The sequence below is a fragment of the Stieleria sedimenti genome (assembly GCF_025060895.1).
GTDB classification, from domain to species: domain Bacteria; phylum Planctomycetota; class Planctomycetia; order Pirellulales; family Pirellulaceae; genus Stieleria; species Stieleria sedimenti.
This window is the reverse complement of record NZ_JANZKV010000067.1, coordinates 11,234-25,455: the sequence shown is the minus strand read 5'-3', so window position 1 is coordinate 25,455 and position 14,222 is coordinate 11,234. Positions and strand designations below refer to the sequence as shown.

Sequence of the window (14,222 nt, the reverse complement as noted above, 5' to 3'; positions counted from 1 at the left end):
GCAGAACCGTTAGACTGAAGATTGAACCATGGAATCGAACACGCTGATTTCATGGGACCACTGTCATCGGCGACTGCAACGACACGCATTTTCAGGGGACAACAATTCGATGGGACTTTTATCGGGCATGCTGGGTTCGGCGTCGGAGGCGAATCTGGACAAGGTGGAAAAACAGATCGCATCGATCGTCATCGAAGACGAGTCGGTGGAACGGGCGTACCAGCTCGTCCGCGACATGATTGTGTTGACCAACAAACGCATCATCGTGATCGACAAGCAGGGCATGACCGGACGAAAAACCGAATATCTTTCGATTCCCTATCGCAGCATCGTGCGTTTTTCGATCGAAAGTGCCGGGCACTTCGATTTGGATTCGGATCTCAAACTCTGGCTCTCCAGTACCCACGAGCCGATGACATTTGATTTCCGCAAAGCCGAGAACGTCGCGGACATCATCAAGGTCATCACAAGGCATACCTGTGGTTAGCCATTAGCGTGTCGTTTGCGTAGGTCAGGCTGTGCCTGACGTTGTCAGACCGGAGGGCTCGCGCCCCGCCGCTTAAAAGACACGGTCTGCTGTCAACGAACCTCAAACGCCCCCTCACCACGCTCACATCGGGGCGATCCGGCGTGACCCCATGTCGGTCGTCAGCACGACGTGGGCGTCGAAGGCGTCTTGAATCAGACCATGCTTGATCGATTGATGCTTGGGATCCTCCCAAAGGTCTTCGAACTCCCACGGATCGGCGTGAAGGTCATACAATTCGCCGAGTCCCTTGTCGTGATACACGCACAATTTGTAGCGAGGTGTCCGATACATGGTACCGAACGTTCCCACTCCGCCGGTGAAGTGTGGATCGAGTGCATCGAAATACTCGCTGCGGACGAAATCATGGTGGTGGGTCGGATCCGCCTCGCCCCGCAAGATCGGCATCAAGCTCTTGCCTTGCATGTAATCGGGGCACTCCAATCCGCACAGCTCCATCAACGTCGAGGTCAGATCGAGCAATTCGACCAGTCCGTCACAGATCAATCCCGATTGAAACTGAGCCGGCCACGAAACGATCAGCGGCACCCGCACCAGGCCTTCGTAGAATCGGCACCCCTTGAACATCAGCCCGTGATCGCCCAACGACTCGCCGTGATCGCTGGTGAAAATGATGACCGTGTTGTCCCGCGCGCCGGTTCGATCGAGCGTCTCAAGGATTCGCGCAAACTGGTCATCGATCTGCGCAATCATGGCGTAGTAGTCCGCTTGCACTCGTTTGGCGTTGTGCTGTTCCGGCGTGCGGATTTCGTCTTGAAAGTCTAGCGAGGCGAGTTTCTCTTGCTGGATCAAATCCGAATCGCGAAAGTGCGGCCCCGGCATGTCGGCGGCATCAAATCGATCGGCGTACGTTTTGGGCGGAATGAAGGGCGGATGGGGATCGTAAATGTTCAAATTCAACAGCCAAGGTTTCTCCGCCGCGGCGTGGTCTTGGATGAATTCGATCGCACACTCGCTGGCCCATGTCGTTTGGTGAAATTCCGTCGGAACTCGTTCGGCTGACTGACGCATCGCATCCAAGTCACCGCCGCGACGGCGAACCCATTCGGCATAGTCATGGCCTTCGGACCAATCATCGCGTGGCGCGTGACTGAATTTCCAATACGAAAACCCGTCGTCGATTCGCGGTTCGGTGCGATGCCCCGCGCTTTGCAAATGAAACTTGCCGACCAAACCGCAATCGTATCCGGATTCCGCGATCAACTTGGTGATCACCGGAGGAGACGCCGGAAACGATTCGTTGCCGTTGCGGGTGTTGTGGACCCGAGAGGGGTACATGCCGGTCATGAAACTGGAACGACTCGGCGTACAGATCGGGCTTTGGCAATAGGCATGGGTCATCGCGACGCCGGAAGCGACCAGTTGGTCGATCGTCGGTGTGACCACGTGCGGATTTCCCAACGCACCGATCGTGTCGAAACGCTGTTGGTCGGTGCAATACCACAGGATGTTGGGGCGCATGGGATTGGCGGGTCGAAGAGGAGGGCTGATAAACGGGAAAGGTCGGGCGAGCGTGGATCATACACGACCCTCCCTGCCAACATTGGTGTCGACACATCTTAAGCAAACCTCCCTGGCAGCGAGGGGAGGGTCGATTGATCGTCACTAAGCGGTTCCCAGCCACATCAACCCTCCCCGCGTCGTCGTAAACTCCTCCGCGACCCTCCCAGAGGGAGGGTGACTTCAAGTCTTGCGATTTGTGTAGGCACCAATGCCCTGCCGGGGCGGGTTTCTGAAGAGGTGTTGCCCTACGACGACTCGTCGGGCAACACGATCGCTTTGCCGTCGTTGAACCGACGCCATAGTGTCCACGCCAACAGCGCCAGTGCAACCAGAGACAAGCCCAATGAAATCGGTTGAGTGAACATCGGCATCAAACTGCCACCGCTTTGCATCAGCCCCGCCGCCAAGTGTTCTTCGCCGATCGGCGCCAACACAAATCCGATCACCAGCGGCGCGATCGGAATGTGGAACCGTTCCATCAGGTACCCGATGACGCCGAACGCGAGCATCACCCAAACGTCAAACATGCGGTTGGCAAGCGCGTAGGAACCGATCACGCAGAAGATCATCACCACGGGGACCAGGACAAACAGAGGCACTCTCGCGGCGCGAACCATGATCCGCACCGAAGCCAGCAAGAACAGCAGGGTCAGCAGGTTGGCGATCAGCATCGTGCCGACAATCGTCTGCACCGCCAGCGGGTCGCTTTGCACCAGCATCGGTCCGGGTTGCAAGCCGTGGATCACCAGTGCCCCCAACAAGATCGCATCGATCACGCTGCCGGGGATCCCCATCGCGACCAGCGGAATCAGCGCCCCGCCGACGGTCGCGTTGTTGGCGGTTTCGGACGCTACCACGCCTTCTTCGCTGCCGTTGCCGAATCGCTCCGGCGTTTTGGAGGCTCGCTTGGCGGCCGAGTAGGCGATCACCGAACCGACGTTGGCACCGATGCCGGGCAAGATCCCGATCCAGGTGCCGATCAACGCCGAGCGGACGAGGTTGACGCCGTGGGTCGCCAGATCGCGAAACCGAAAATCCAGTTTATCCCCATCGTTGACTTCCGTGACGCTGCCGCCGACATCGCCTTGCAAGACCTGGCGAATCACTTGATTGACCGCAAACAGTCCGATCAAGACCGGCAACAGTTTGAAGCCGTCATCCATTTCATGGATCCCGAACGTGAATCGCGCGATGCCGGTTGCCGGAGACGAACCGGGCATGGCGATCATCACGCCCAGCGCGCCGGAGAACAGCCCCAGGCTGAGCGACTTGCCGCCGACGGTCGCGATCAAGACCATCGCAACCAACACCAGCGCAAAAAATTCGAAGGGGCCGAACGTCAACGACCAGACCGCCATCGGCTGGGCCAGACAAACGAGGAATCCCCACGAGATCATCCCGCCGATGAAGGTGCCGCCGATGCCCAGTGCCAGCGCCCGCCCCGCTTGGCCCCGCTGCGCCATCGGGTAGCCGTCCAACGTCGTCATCATCGATGCCGGCGTCCCGGGAATCCGCAGCAACGTCGCCGTCACCAGTCCGCCGCTGACCGAACCGACATACATCGAAACCAGCAAGACCAGCGCCAACTCACTCGGCATCGAATAGGTCAATGGCAAGGTCAACGCGATCAACATCGCGCCGGTCAATCCGGGGATCGCGCCGACGAAGATGCCCAACAACGAACCGATCGCCGCCATCAACAACGACGTAGGGGACAACAGGAATTGGATCGCGACGTCGGGCTCGGTAAACAAACGATGATTCTCCTGCGCTAGGGCAAATCCACGACGAGCACTTCGGTAAACAGATGATGCATCACGACGCTCATCAACACGCTGACGACGAGCAACGCGATTGTCGCCTTTGCGGCATTGAGACGACGCGACTGAATCAACGGCCAGAGCAGGATGCCGCCGATCAGCAGGGCGTAGACCGCGGTGACGGGAACGAAACGGACGAGTTGGAATTGCAACGTGATGACGTAGCCGATGGTGATGCAACCGATCGCCGCAAGCTGACTCGTCTGTGCCGATGTCTCGCGCTCTGTCCGGTCCACGGCTGGGCGGGGAACGCCGCTGCGACGCCGCCGGTTGGCTCGGATCAACGCGGCGACGGCGGTCAACGTCAAGCAGCCCAAGGCGATCATCGCGAAATCGGGCAACTCCACTCCAGCCGACGGAGCCACCTCGGCGATGCGACGCTCGCGCCGTTGCAGTTCCGCATCAAGTGCTGCCCCCCGCAGCACCGTTTCGGTGATCTTCATTTCCGCCAACGTCTCGCGAACCTCCTCCGTCTGCATCGCTGCGGCCAACGCATCGGCGATCGTTTCGACACGATCGGGCGGCGTTCCCAACGGTGCCCACCAAAACTGCATATTTTGGCTTTCGACGTCGAACCCCTGTTCGATTGCCGTGGCCAGACCCGGCAGATCCGGGTGTCGTTCCGGTCCCAGCAATGCCAGCGCGCGGATCCCACTGGGTTTGAATTGAACGTATTCGGCGATCGAAAACGACGACACGTCGGCATGGCCGCCCTGCAGTGCGGCAAACCGTTTGGCACCGCCACCGGTCTGGGTGTATCGAAACTTGGATCCGGGTCGTTTGGACTGCAACATCAAGCCGGCGAAGTGGCTGGGGGCACCGATGTTTGCCGAAAAGACGATCGAATCAGGGTTTCGCGATGCCTCGCGCATCAGCGACGGAAGATCGGAATAGGGCGAGTCGTCGCTGACGGCGACCACTTGCGTCGCGTTCCCGGTGCCGGCGATCGGTACAAACGCTTCTGGCCCGTAGCCGGCGCTGCCCGAATGCCGCGCCGTCAGCATGCCCTCGTGTAACAACAACAACGTGTAGCCGTCCGGTCGCGCGTGCTTGACCCGCCGGCTACCGATCGTCCCGCCGGCACCGGGCACATTGATGATCACCAATCGCTCCGGCAACAGTCGATGTGTTTCGATGGCGTTTTGAATCACGCGTCCGAACGTGTCGCTGCCACCTCCGGCGGCGAAGGGGACGATCAGTTTGATGGGGCGCCGCGGGTAAGCGTCGACTGGTTGCTCGCCGTCCGAGCAACCGACTAGCAAGAGCAGCAGACTGCAGCCGAGCCAGGGCACCCGCCGTACCGGCCATCGGAGCGTCTTAAGAGAGATCGGTGGATACAAAACGTTACGAGAGGTGTGGGGCGGGGCATACGCGGCAAACTGCGGAAAATCGCGTTCACTATATGCTAATTTTGTTCGCACGTTTTCGTGCATGCAGCGGAAAAAACCATTATCGTGATGACTGGAAGCTCGATTCGCATGAGCGATCTCGTCTTCCGATCATTCGTTCCATTCGTACGTCCATCGCGGTGAGCAGATGAAATTCTCTTGGATCAACACGACCGCTGCTTCTCTTTTGGCGGGCACCCTCCTGTTCGTCGGATGTGGTCCTTCCACCGAGCCGACGGGTCCGGAAGAGGGCTCGGTTCAAGCGTATCTGGATTCGAATCCGGAGGCGGCGGCACGCATCGATGAAGACGTGGACGAAGGCGAAGACGACGGAACGGGCGAGTAGATCGTTGAGAAGAAATTCGTGGATGATGACGCACATGCGTCTTGGTTCTTATAGCGGTGCATAGGACGTCGTCATGACAGATTTCGCACCTCGGTTTCTTATTCGTTCTTGTTGCGGGAGAAGTCTGATGCGAAGAAATTCCAGACGAGCGTTCACGCTGGTCGAATTGTTGGTGGTCATCGCGATCATCGGAATCTTGGTGGGGTTGCTGCTGCCGGCGGTACAGGCGGCACGTGAAGCCGCTCGCCGGATGAGTTGCAGTAACAACTTCAAACAAATCGGCTTGGCATTTCACAATTACCATTCGACCTATAAGAACTTGCCGAGAAATCGTGGGGGCACTTATCGCTTCGGCAACAACACCCAGGCCCGGACGCCGGTTGCACCGGGGGCACCTTACGGCGGAAACAATTTTTTCAACCTGAGCGCGCTCGTCGGCATTTTGCCTTTCGTCGAGCAACAGGCCTTGTGGGATCAAATCAGCAACCCGTTCGCCGTCAAAGAACCGGCATCGGCCCAGGGACTGTTCTTCAGCGCGATGGGTCCCCAAGTCGCCATGAGCCTGGCCGAACACGGTCGATTTCAATACGACCCCTGGCTGACCAACATCCCCTCGTATCGATGCCCCAGTGATCCCGGAGTCGGCTTCCCCGCACAAGGACGCACCAACTATGGCGTCGCGCTGGGGGATTCGATTCAATTTCAAAACAATGGGGGACGAAATCAAACCGGCGTGATCGCGCGGACTCGCATGACGCGGATGCGTTCGACGACACGCGGAATGTTTGTGCCCCGCGAAGAAACCCGATTCCGTGATGTGCTCGATGGCCTGTCCAATACGATCATGGGGGGCGAAATGAACACGGATCTCGGTGACAATCAGATCACAACGCGAGTGGCCGAGGCCGGCGGAATCCTGAATAATCCCAGCTTGTGTGCCGCCCAAATCGATCCGGATCGCCCCAAGTTCTGGGCCCCGGGCACCGACTTCGCCAGCAACAATCCCGAAGTCCAGCGGGGCTTCAAATGGATGAACGGGATGGCCGTCAATGTCGGCATCACTTCGATTCTGCCGCCGAACCGTGAAATCTGCAGCAACGGCAACAACACGTTCACCATCGGTGTCTACGGACCGAGCAGCCGTCACCAAGGCGGCGCCCATATCCTGATGGGCGATGGCGCCGTCGTCTTCATCACCGATTCGATCGAATCGGGCGACACAACGGCCGGGAACGTGAAGTGGAATGGCACCGATGTCCAGGCTCCCGGGATGCCCAGCCCCTATGGGTTGTGGGGAGCACTCGGAACGCGTGCCAGCGGTGAAACGATCGAGGAGCAGCTCAACCAATAGCGCTGCTTGGCCGGAACCGAACTCCCCTTGCTTTCCCACGTCACCCTGCTGGCAGGAGGGTCGAGCGAAGCGAGGGGAGGTCGAGCGGTAGCCATGGATCGATGCGGAAACGTTGAGTCGACCTTTGCGTCTTCGCTAGCGGAAGCTGTTTCGGGAGATGTTGGTTACACTAGGTCTCCGTCAGCGCTTGAACTGACCGAGCACGAGGGCGCCGAGCCCGCTTCACGTCACCAACACGACCCGAATTTTCCATCGCCGATGTCCTTCATGCCCCGATTTCTTGCCGCTCTGATCGGTTGCGTTTTCGCAACGAGCATCTTGTCCCACCCAACGGTTCACGCCAGGTCTCCCAACGTCGTCTTTTTCTTGGTTGACGACTTGGGGTTCATGGATGTCGGCGTCAACAATCCGAAATCGTTCTACGAGACGCCCAACATCGATCGACTTGCCGATCGTGGAACCAATTTCACCGACGGCTATGCCGCCAACCCGGTTTGTTCCCCGACGCGATTCAGCATCCTGACGGGCCGATACCCGACGCGGGCCGATGCCACCAACTTCTTTTCCGGCAAACGCAGTGGGCGTTTTTTGCCCGCGGTGCTGAACGATCACATGCCGCTGAGCGAGGTCACGATGGCCGAAGCGTTCAAGCAACACGGCTACCACACGATGTTTGCCGGAAAATGGCACCTCGGGCCGAGCGAGGAGTTTTGGCCGACCCGACAAGGATTTGACTTGAATTTTGGCGGTTACAGCCGAGGCGGACCGTATGGCGGAAAACGCTACTTTTCTCCCTACGGCAACCCGCGACTGACCGACGGCCCTGACGGGGAGCACTTGCCGATTCGTCTGGCTCAAGAAACCGCCAACTTCATTTCCGACAACAAAGCCGATCCATTCTTTGCTTACCTCGCCTTCTACAGCGTGCACACCCCGTTGCTGGCCCCCGAGGCGTTGGTGAAAAAGTACGAGGAGAAAGCCGAGCGTTTGGGTTTGAATGCCCAAGAAGCGTTTGCCGATGAAGAACAGGTTTGGCCGGACGCCAAGCAACCACGGCGCGTCCGAACCCTGCAAGCCCACGCGACCTACGCCGCCATGGTCGAATCGATGGACCGCGCCGTCGGCATCGTCATCGATCGGCTCGAGGCCTTGGGCTTGATGGACGAGACCATCATTTGTTTGACCAGCGACAACGGCGGGCTGTCCACCTCGGAAGGCTCGCCGACCAGCAACTTGCCACTTCGTGGCGGCAAGGGATGGGTTTACGAAGGCGGGATCCGTGAAGCGTTCATGATCCACGCCCCGATGATCAAGGACGCTCCAAAATCGTGCAACGTCCCGGTCGTCAGCACCGACTTCTACCCGACACTGCTGCAGCTGGCCGGTTTGCCCCCATTGCCCCAACAGCACCTCGACGGCGTTTCGCTGGTTCCGCTCCTCAAAGGGGCAAAGAAACTGGATCGCGATGCCATCTATTGGCACTACCCGCACTACAGCAATCAAGGCGGATTCCCGGGCGGTGCGATTCGAATGGGTGACTGGAAGTTGGTCGAGCGTTACGAAGACGGCACAGTTCATCTCTACAACCTGGCCGAAGACGTGGGTGAGCAAAACGATCTCGCGGATCAACAACCCGAACGAGTCGCAACGATGCGCGAAAAACTGCACCGCTGGTACCAAGACGTCGACGCCAAGTTCCTACGTCCCAAAGACAACGGCCCGATGCCCTGGCAGCCCTAGCATTGCGGCAGTCTGTTTGCGTCCATCGCGCTTGCACCGGCGTGATCATGAAGTCCACCGATCCCCCCCCAAGCCCCTGTGCAAAAATTCGATGACAACACGAACACTGCTTGCCGTACTCCTCGCTCTCCCTCTCGTTCAGACCGAGTCCATCTATGCCGCCGAATCAGCATTTGATGTCGCTCCGCAAAACAGCGATCTGGTTGTCGAGCAAACGTTCGACGGACCGCTCGGCGACAAGTGGCACATCAACACCGGATCATGGAAGGTGGCCGACGGCGTGCTGCAGGCGACGGAATTGCCGGCCGACAAACATGCCGCCGCGGCCCGCTACACCGCCCAGACCGACAATGCCGTCTATCAATTGCGTTTCAAACTCTCCGACGGCACCAAAGCCTTTCACTTCGGATTCGATCCGGCCAAGGGCGAACTGGACAAGAAGGGGCATTTGTTTTCGGTCATTGTCACGCCTGCGGGATGGCGAATCATGAAGCACGTTGACAAGAATCGCCCCCAAGAGGATCCCAACGAGGTGCTCGCGTCCTCCGACACAGCGGTCGAAACGGATCAATGGCACCAATTGCGTCTAACGACTTGGGGGCCTTACGTGACAGCGACTCTCGACCAAACGCAGTTCAAGGCGTCACACCCAACGTTTGCAGTGAAGAAGCCGACGCTCGTCTTCCGTTGCTCGGGGGACGGCGTCCAGATCGACGACGTCAAGGTTTGGAACCAACGCAAGTGACGCCAGTTGCGATGCGAGATCCATTTAAAAAAAGCCAGCGATGGAGGTCCCATCATGAGTGGGGCAAACTCATGCGGGTCACCATCGCTGGCTAGCTCAAATGTGCGAGGTCTCTCATTAGTATAAGAGTCCAGCAACGGGCCACGCCACCAAATTCTTCCGGCCGCCCTGTACGGAAAACCGGGGAAATGCTGGACGGCTCAGGCCTCTGCACGCTCGCCGACCGACGCAAGCCTACTCGTCCAACTTACATCTCCCGGCGCCCCCCGTTTTCCCCTCATTGAATCCCTGGAAAATCCAAGAATAAAATCGGACGCCGTGGCGTCCCCTGATTAGCCGTCGTCAATTTGACTCTTGCCCGGGTTCGGGCGGCGCCCGCATGGCTGTTGCTAACGCAAGCGGGTTTCCTTTGATCGGCCCACGAAGATTGCTCGCAGTTTCCTCACCGCGAAATGCGTCCCCCACTGCCAACCCAGTACGCAAAACCTAGTACACTGTTGTCCATGCCCTGTGACCAAAAAGACGACAGCGATCAAGACAGTGTTTCGGAGTGGATCGCCGACATGAAACGAGGCGACTCCATGGCCGTCGCTTCGTTATGGGAGCGTTATTTCGAGCGGATCTGCCAATTGGCGGACAGAAAACTTGCCGGAGCGTCTCGCAGCTTTGTGGACGAGCATGACCTGGCCATCGGGGCGATGCGGGCCATTTGGGAAGGTGCTCGAAAGGGCCGATTTCGGCGATTGCAGAATCGAGAGGACCTTTGGCAACTGTTGGTCGTGATCACCAAACGCAAAGCGGCCAACGTGCATCGCGATCAACAAGCTTTGAACCGACGTCGCGGCCGCAGGAGTGATTTTCACCCCAGCATTTTGCTGGACTTCGTTGAACTGATCGAATCACCGCCGACCGAAACGCTGATCGACCAGGTCCCGCTGTCCTGCCGGGAGTTGCTCTCGCGGCTGAATGACCACGATCGCGAGATCGCATTGATGCGTTTGGCGGGGCATTCGAACCGAGAAATCGCCGTCGAGCAGAACTGCAGTGTCGCGACGGTGGAGCGCCGCTTGCGGAACATCCGCGACGTCTGGTCGGATCACGATCCGAGTTTGTGACCGCCGCGCCGGCAGGCCTCCAGCCGCGGCGTTTCGCGGCCATCACTCCCCGCATTTCCAATCCCACGGGCACGGGTTTCGCGTCGTGCTGGTATAGTGGGTTTTTCATCCCCGCTCTTCGAAAATCACTTCTTCCATCACGATGACAAGGCTCTTTGCAGGCACCCCGTTTGATATTCCTCCAGAGTGTGAGGATTGCGGCAAACCAGAATCCGAATGCGTTTGCACGCCGGAAGAAAAGGCTCAAGCGGAAGCGAAACGCAAACGCGACGCCGACCGATTGCCTCCGGAAAAACAGACCGCCCGCATCAGTGTTCAAAAACGAAAGGGCGGGCGCAAGGCAACAGTCGTCGAAGGCTTGACCGCCAAGGCGAACGACCTGGCCGACGTGTTGACTCGTTTACAAGCCGCCTGCGGCAGCGGCGGAACGGTCAAACCCAAACAAGACTTGATCGAAATCCAAGGCGACCACACCGACACCGTTCGCAAAACGCTTGCCGAAATCGGATTCAAAGTGAAACCGACCCGGTAACACGATGCCGTGCGCGACTGCCTTCAGCGTCACCCGACGTCTTCGGTTGGCGGAATGATTTTTACCGGTTGGGTTTCACCCAAATCATAAACTTCCAGATCGTAGGCGGACTCGGGCTCGTCGATTTGGTCGATTGCTTCGTCGGTCATTTCCACGCGCAACGTGATCACACCGATCTTGACTTCGCTGCCCGGCAGCAACACGGCCTTGTCGACGCGTCGATCATCGACGTAGACGCCGTTCTTGGATCCCAGATCGCGGACCACCAGCGACCCGTAGGGGTCGATCAGGAATTGGCAGTGTTTGCGGCTGATCGAACCGTCACTGAGCGTGATCTCGGCCGTCGGACAGCGACCGATGGTCACCGGAGGGGAAAGGACCCATTGTTGTCGGTCGATGCCGCTGGCAGTGTCGACCCAAACGAACTTGTAATTCATCGGCAGCGTTCCAAGAAAGAGAAGAGAAGAAGGATCCGCCTGAATGTTCTCGAAAACAAATTTACACCATAACGCACCCGCCGTCGAATTCAGTCGCGCCAGAAAACTCACGGACGCCGAAAATCGTGCTCGCTGGCGTTCGACTCCCTCGACGACCGTCCCGCCTGATGGTGGCGGCGGACCGACGTGGCGGTGGCCTCCATTTCGTTTCCGAGTAGAGTGGTCGTCCGCGCTGGTATTTCCCTCCCTCCCCTTCTCCCGACACGAATTCATGAACACCGCTTGGTCATCCCTTTCCGCCTGGGGCGTGTTGTTGTTTCTGATCCTGATCCCCGATGTGTCGCGAGGTGATCAACCGGTTTCTGTGATCTTTGACACCGACATCACCGGAGACGTGGACGACGTGCTGGCGCTGGCGATGCTGCACACGTTGGCCGATCGTGGCGAATGCGCGATCACCGCGGTGACGGTTTCGAAGATCAATCCGTTGGCTGCACCGTTCGTCGACGCGGTCAACACATTCTATGGACGGCCGGATCTCCCCATCGGGGTCACACGTGACGCCCAGCACCGTGACAGCAAGTACCTGGAACTGGTCGAAGCAAAAGACGGAGACACGTATCGCTATCCCCACGACCTAGTCTCCGGTGACGATGCACCGGGCGCGTTGACGGTGCTGCGTCACGGGTTGTCCGCCGCCGCCGATCAAAGCGTCGCCTTGGTGCAGGTCGGCTTGGCGGCCAACCTCGCCGATCTGATCGAGTCGCCGCCGGATTCGATCAGCCCACTCTCGGGCATCGAACTGGTACGACGTAAAGTGCGTTTGGTTTCGGTGATGGCCGGTGCGTTTCGACCGGTCCGCGGCAACGCCCATTTTTTGGAGGCGAACGTCCGCAACGGGATCGAGTCGATGCAGCGGTTCGCTCGGCAATGGCCCGCCGACGTGCCGGTGGTCTGGAGTGACTTTCTGATCGGCATTGCCGCGCCCTATCCCCGCGAGAGTATCGCCAGAGACTTTCGGTATCGAGACCACCACATCGTGCCCGAAGCCTATATGTTGCACAGCGGCCCCAACCACGATCGGCCCACGTGGGATTTGACCAGTGTCCTGTACGCCGTGCGACCGGACGACCAATACTTCGGACTATCCGAGCGCGGCACGGTCGCGGTCGCCGATGACGGCTTCACCCGATTCACGCCCGACCCGCAAGGACGTGACCGCTACCTGACGATGAACCCCATCCAGACCGCCCGAGTCATCGAAGTCCAGCGTGCACTCGTCAGCCAACCGCCGAAAGACTGATGAAGCTGTCTTACTTTCCGCTCAGCGTCGGTGTTTGCGCAGCGTTCGGCATCACCCTTCCCGGGCAGGTGCTGGCGAGCGAAGCTAGGGACATACGCAACAAGTCAAGAAGTCACCCTCCCGTGTGCGGGAGGGTGACTACAACTTCGTTGCGGCACGAATTCAAGTACTAGCCGGTCACTGCAGTCGGGCCTTCGGCGGTACCCGGTGCGGGTCCAGTCGACGAGGTCTCGTTTGCCACTGCCTCCCAGTAGAACAGGAACATCACGATCTGGATGATTGCATAGGCGATGTCCAAGAAGCAGTCCATGACAACCGACGTGGCCATGGTGTCCAACTGCGGATAGAGATCGACTGGAAGATAGATCGCGAATGACAGGAACAAGTAAGGGACGAAGAACCCAATCGCGGCAAAGAAAATTGGCCAGCGCATGCCGTCGGTCAACTCCGTGCTTCTGACCGTGGCACGATGAGCGCCGGCACCTTCTAGCACCACCGCTGAGTCCAACAGTGCGTAACGCACTTGCAGGACGATTCCGGGGATGACGAAGACGATGAAACCCAGTGTGATAATCAAGCCAGCGACTAACCGAGCAACGAACAGTCGCCCCCAGTTGCGAATCCCCACCCCGATCGCCTCCGAATAACTTACGTACTCTCCGGTTTTCAGTTTCCACAGCACATGGATCATCGCACCGATATAGATCGGGCCAAAGATCCCTTCGATCCACATGGTACTCCGCATCAAATTGACTATCTCGTCCTCGCTGTAGACGTAGTAGGCAAGGTAGTTGATCAACAGATTCCCAGGCAGCCAAACCGTCAGGATGATCGCGCTGAACAACACAAGATGGTTGGAGAGAAGCCGGATCGCTTCGCCAAATTTCCCGATCAGGTTGGTGCGGTGCGTCATTGGGAAATGACTCAACTCGATCGCGTCTGACGAAGGTGTCGCGTAGGGATTCACAGCAGACGGGGTCCGATCATTTGAAGTCATCACGAATCTCTAAAAATGCTCAGCAGCCTGTTTGGTAGACGGGGTAGTTTTTGGATGTTCGCTCGGGCGTTTTGGATCCAATGCTGAACGTCCTTTGAATGTCCAGACCGCCACACGCTGATGTTGTCGGGGCAATGTATCATGCGTTAAGCCACGAAGCCAATGTTGCCCTCCACCCTGACAAAACGAGGCCGCACCCGCAAACGATCCTCGTTTTCCCAAAGGCTCTTGCCCCAACGTACTGGGGCAGTGATCGGAAAACTTTCGCTACGGCGTGAACGAGACGCTTGGTAAACCGTCATCCGACAGCTTTTCTGTTCGGCCAAAGCCCGCCGCGAATCACCGACAGGCTCCCCGGCAGTCACGGCCATGAATCCAAACCGTTGGTGTCCAGCCTT

13 protein-coding genes are annotated in these 14,222 nt (G+C 58.5%); 8 read left to right on the top strand and 5 right to left on the bottom strand.

Going from position 1 to position 14,222, the window contains the following annotated elements; all coding sequences use genetic code 11:
- Window positions 1-28 precede the first annotated feature (28 nt).
- On the top strand, window positions 29-487 hold the full coding sequence (locus NZK35_RS10720) for a PH domain-containing protein (protein WP_259632528.1): 459 nt from the start codon (window positions 29-31) through the stop codon (window positions 485-487).
- A 123-nt stretch (window positions 488-610) separates the two neighbouring features.
- On the opposite strand, the gene NZK35_RS10715 is transcribed toward NZK35_RS10720, so the two are convergent.
- The 3 genes from NZK35_RS10715 to NZK35_RS10705 all read right to left on the bottom strand — a co-directional run bounded on the left by NZK35_RS10715 (window position 611) and on the right by NZK35_RS10705 (window position 5,291).
- Window positions 611-2,008, bottom strand: coding sequence for a sulfatase family protein (locus tag NZK35_RS10715; RefSeq protein WP_259632527.1), 1,398 nt, complete (start codon window positions 2,006-2,008; stop codon window positions 611-613).
- A 287-nt stretch (window positions 2,009-2,295) separates the two neighbouring features.
- Window positions 2,296-3,804 carry a tripartite tricarboxylate transporter permease gene (locus NZK35_RS10710; RefSeq protein ID WP_259632526.1) on the bottom strand — a complete coding sequence of 503 codons (1,509 nt, stop codon included), beginning with the start codon at window positions 3,802-3,804 and terminating at the stop codon, window positions 2,296-2,298.
- A gap of 17 nt (window positions 3,805-3,821) precedes the next feature.
- A complete protein-coding gene (locus NZK35_RS10705) occupies window positions 3,822-5,291 on the bottom strand; it encodes a tripartite tricarboxylate transporter substrate binding protein (RefSeq protein WP_259632525.1) in 1,470 nt (489 codons plus the stop codon).
- A gap of 115 nt (window positions 5,292-5,406) precedes the next feature.
- Here NZK35_RS10705 and NZK35_RS10700 point away from each other — a divergent pair, with 115 nt between their 5' ends.
- The 6 genes from NZK35_RS10700 (at window position 5,407) to NZK35_RS10675 (ending at window position 11,087) form a co-directional block, all read left to right on the top strand.
- Window positions 5,407-5,604 carry a hypothetical protein gene (locus NZK35_RS10700; protein WP_259632524.1) on the top strand — a complete coding sequence of 66 codons (198 nt, stop codon included), beginning with the start codon at window positions 5,407-5,409 and terminating at the stop codon, window positions 5,602-5,604.
- A 127-nt stretch (window positions 5,605-5,731) separates the two neighbouring features.
- Window positions 5,732-6,955, top strand: a complete 1,224-nt coding sequence (locus NZK35_RS10695) for a DUF1559 domain-containing protein (protein WP_259632523.1) — start codon at window positions 5,732-5,734, stop codon at window positions 6,953-6,955.
- Window positions 6,956-7,222: 267 nt separating this feature from the next.
- Entirely contained in the window at window positions 7,223-8,695 is a 1,473-nt protein-coding gene (locus NZK35_RS10690) for a sulfatase (protein ID WP_259632522.1), read from the top strand.
- Window positions 8,696-8,786: 91 nt separating this feature from the next.
- Window positions 8,787-9,440 (top strand): hypothetical protein, encoded by a 654-nt coding sequence (locus NZK35_RS10685; protein ID WP_259632521.1) that lies wholly within the window; start codon window positions 8,787-8,789, stop codon window positions 9,438-9,440.
- 503 nt (window positions 9,441-9,943) lie between these two features.
- Complete coding sequence (locus NZK35_RS10680) at window positions 9,944-10,555, top strand: ECF-type sigma factor (protein WP_259632520.1); 612 nt, start codon at window positions 9,944-9,946, stop codon at window positions 10,553-10,555.
- A gap of 142 nt (window positions 10,556-10,697) precedes the next feature.
- Window positions 10,698-11,087, top strand: coding sequence for a translation initiation factor (locus tag NZK35_RS10675; RefSeq protein WP_259632519.1), 390 nt, complete (start codon window positions 10,698-10,700; stop codon window positions 11,085-11,087).
- 29 nt (window positions 11,088-11,116) lie between these two features.
- Here NZK35_RS10675 and NZK35_RS10670 read toward each other — a convergent pair whose 3' ends face one another.
- On the bottom strand, window positions 11,117-11,524 hold the full coding sequence (locus tag NZK35_RS10670) for an FHA domain-containing protein (protein WP_143547730.1): 408 nt from the start codon (window positions 11,522-11,524) through the stop codon (window positions 11,117-11,119).
- 271 nt (window positions 11,525-11,795) lie between these two features.
- Here NZK35_RS10670 and NZK35_RS10665 point away from each other — a divergent pair, with 271 nt between their 5' ends.
- Window positions 11,796-12,827, top strand: a complete 1,032-nt coding sequence (locus NZK35_RS10665; RefSeq protein ID WP_259632518.1) for a nucleoside hydrolase — start codon at window positions 11,796-11,798, stop codon at window positions 12,825-12,827.
- Window positions 12,828-12,996: 169 nt separating this feature from the next.
- Here NZK35_RS10665 and NZK35_RS10660 read toward each other — a convergent pair whose 3' ends face one another.
- Window positions 12,997-13,824 (bottom strand): hypothetical protein, encoded by an 828-nt coding sequence (locus tag NZK35_RS10660; RefSeq protein WP_259632517.1) that lies wholly within the window; start codon window positions 13,822-13,824, stop codon window positions 12,997-12,999.
- Window positions 13,825-14,222: the final 398 nt, after the last annotated feature.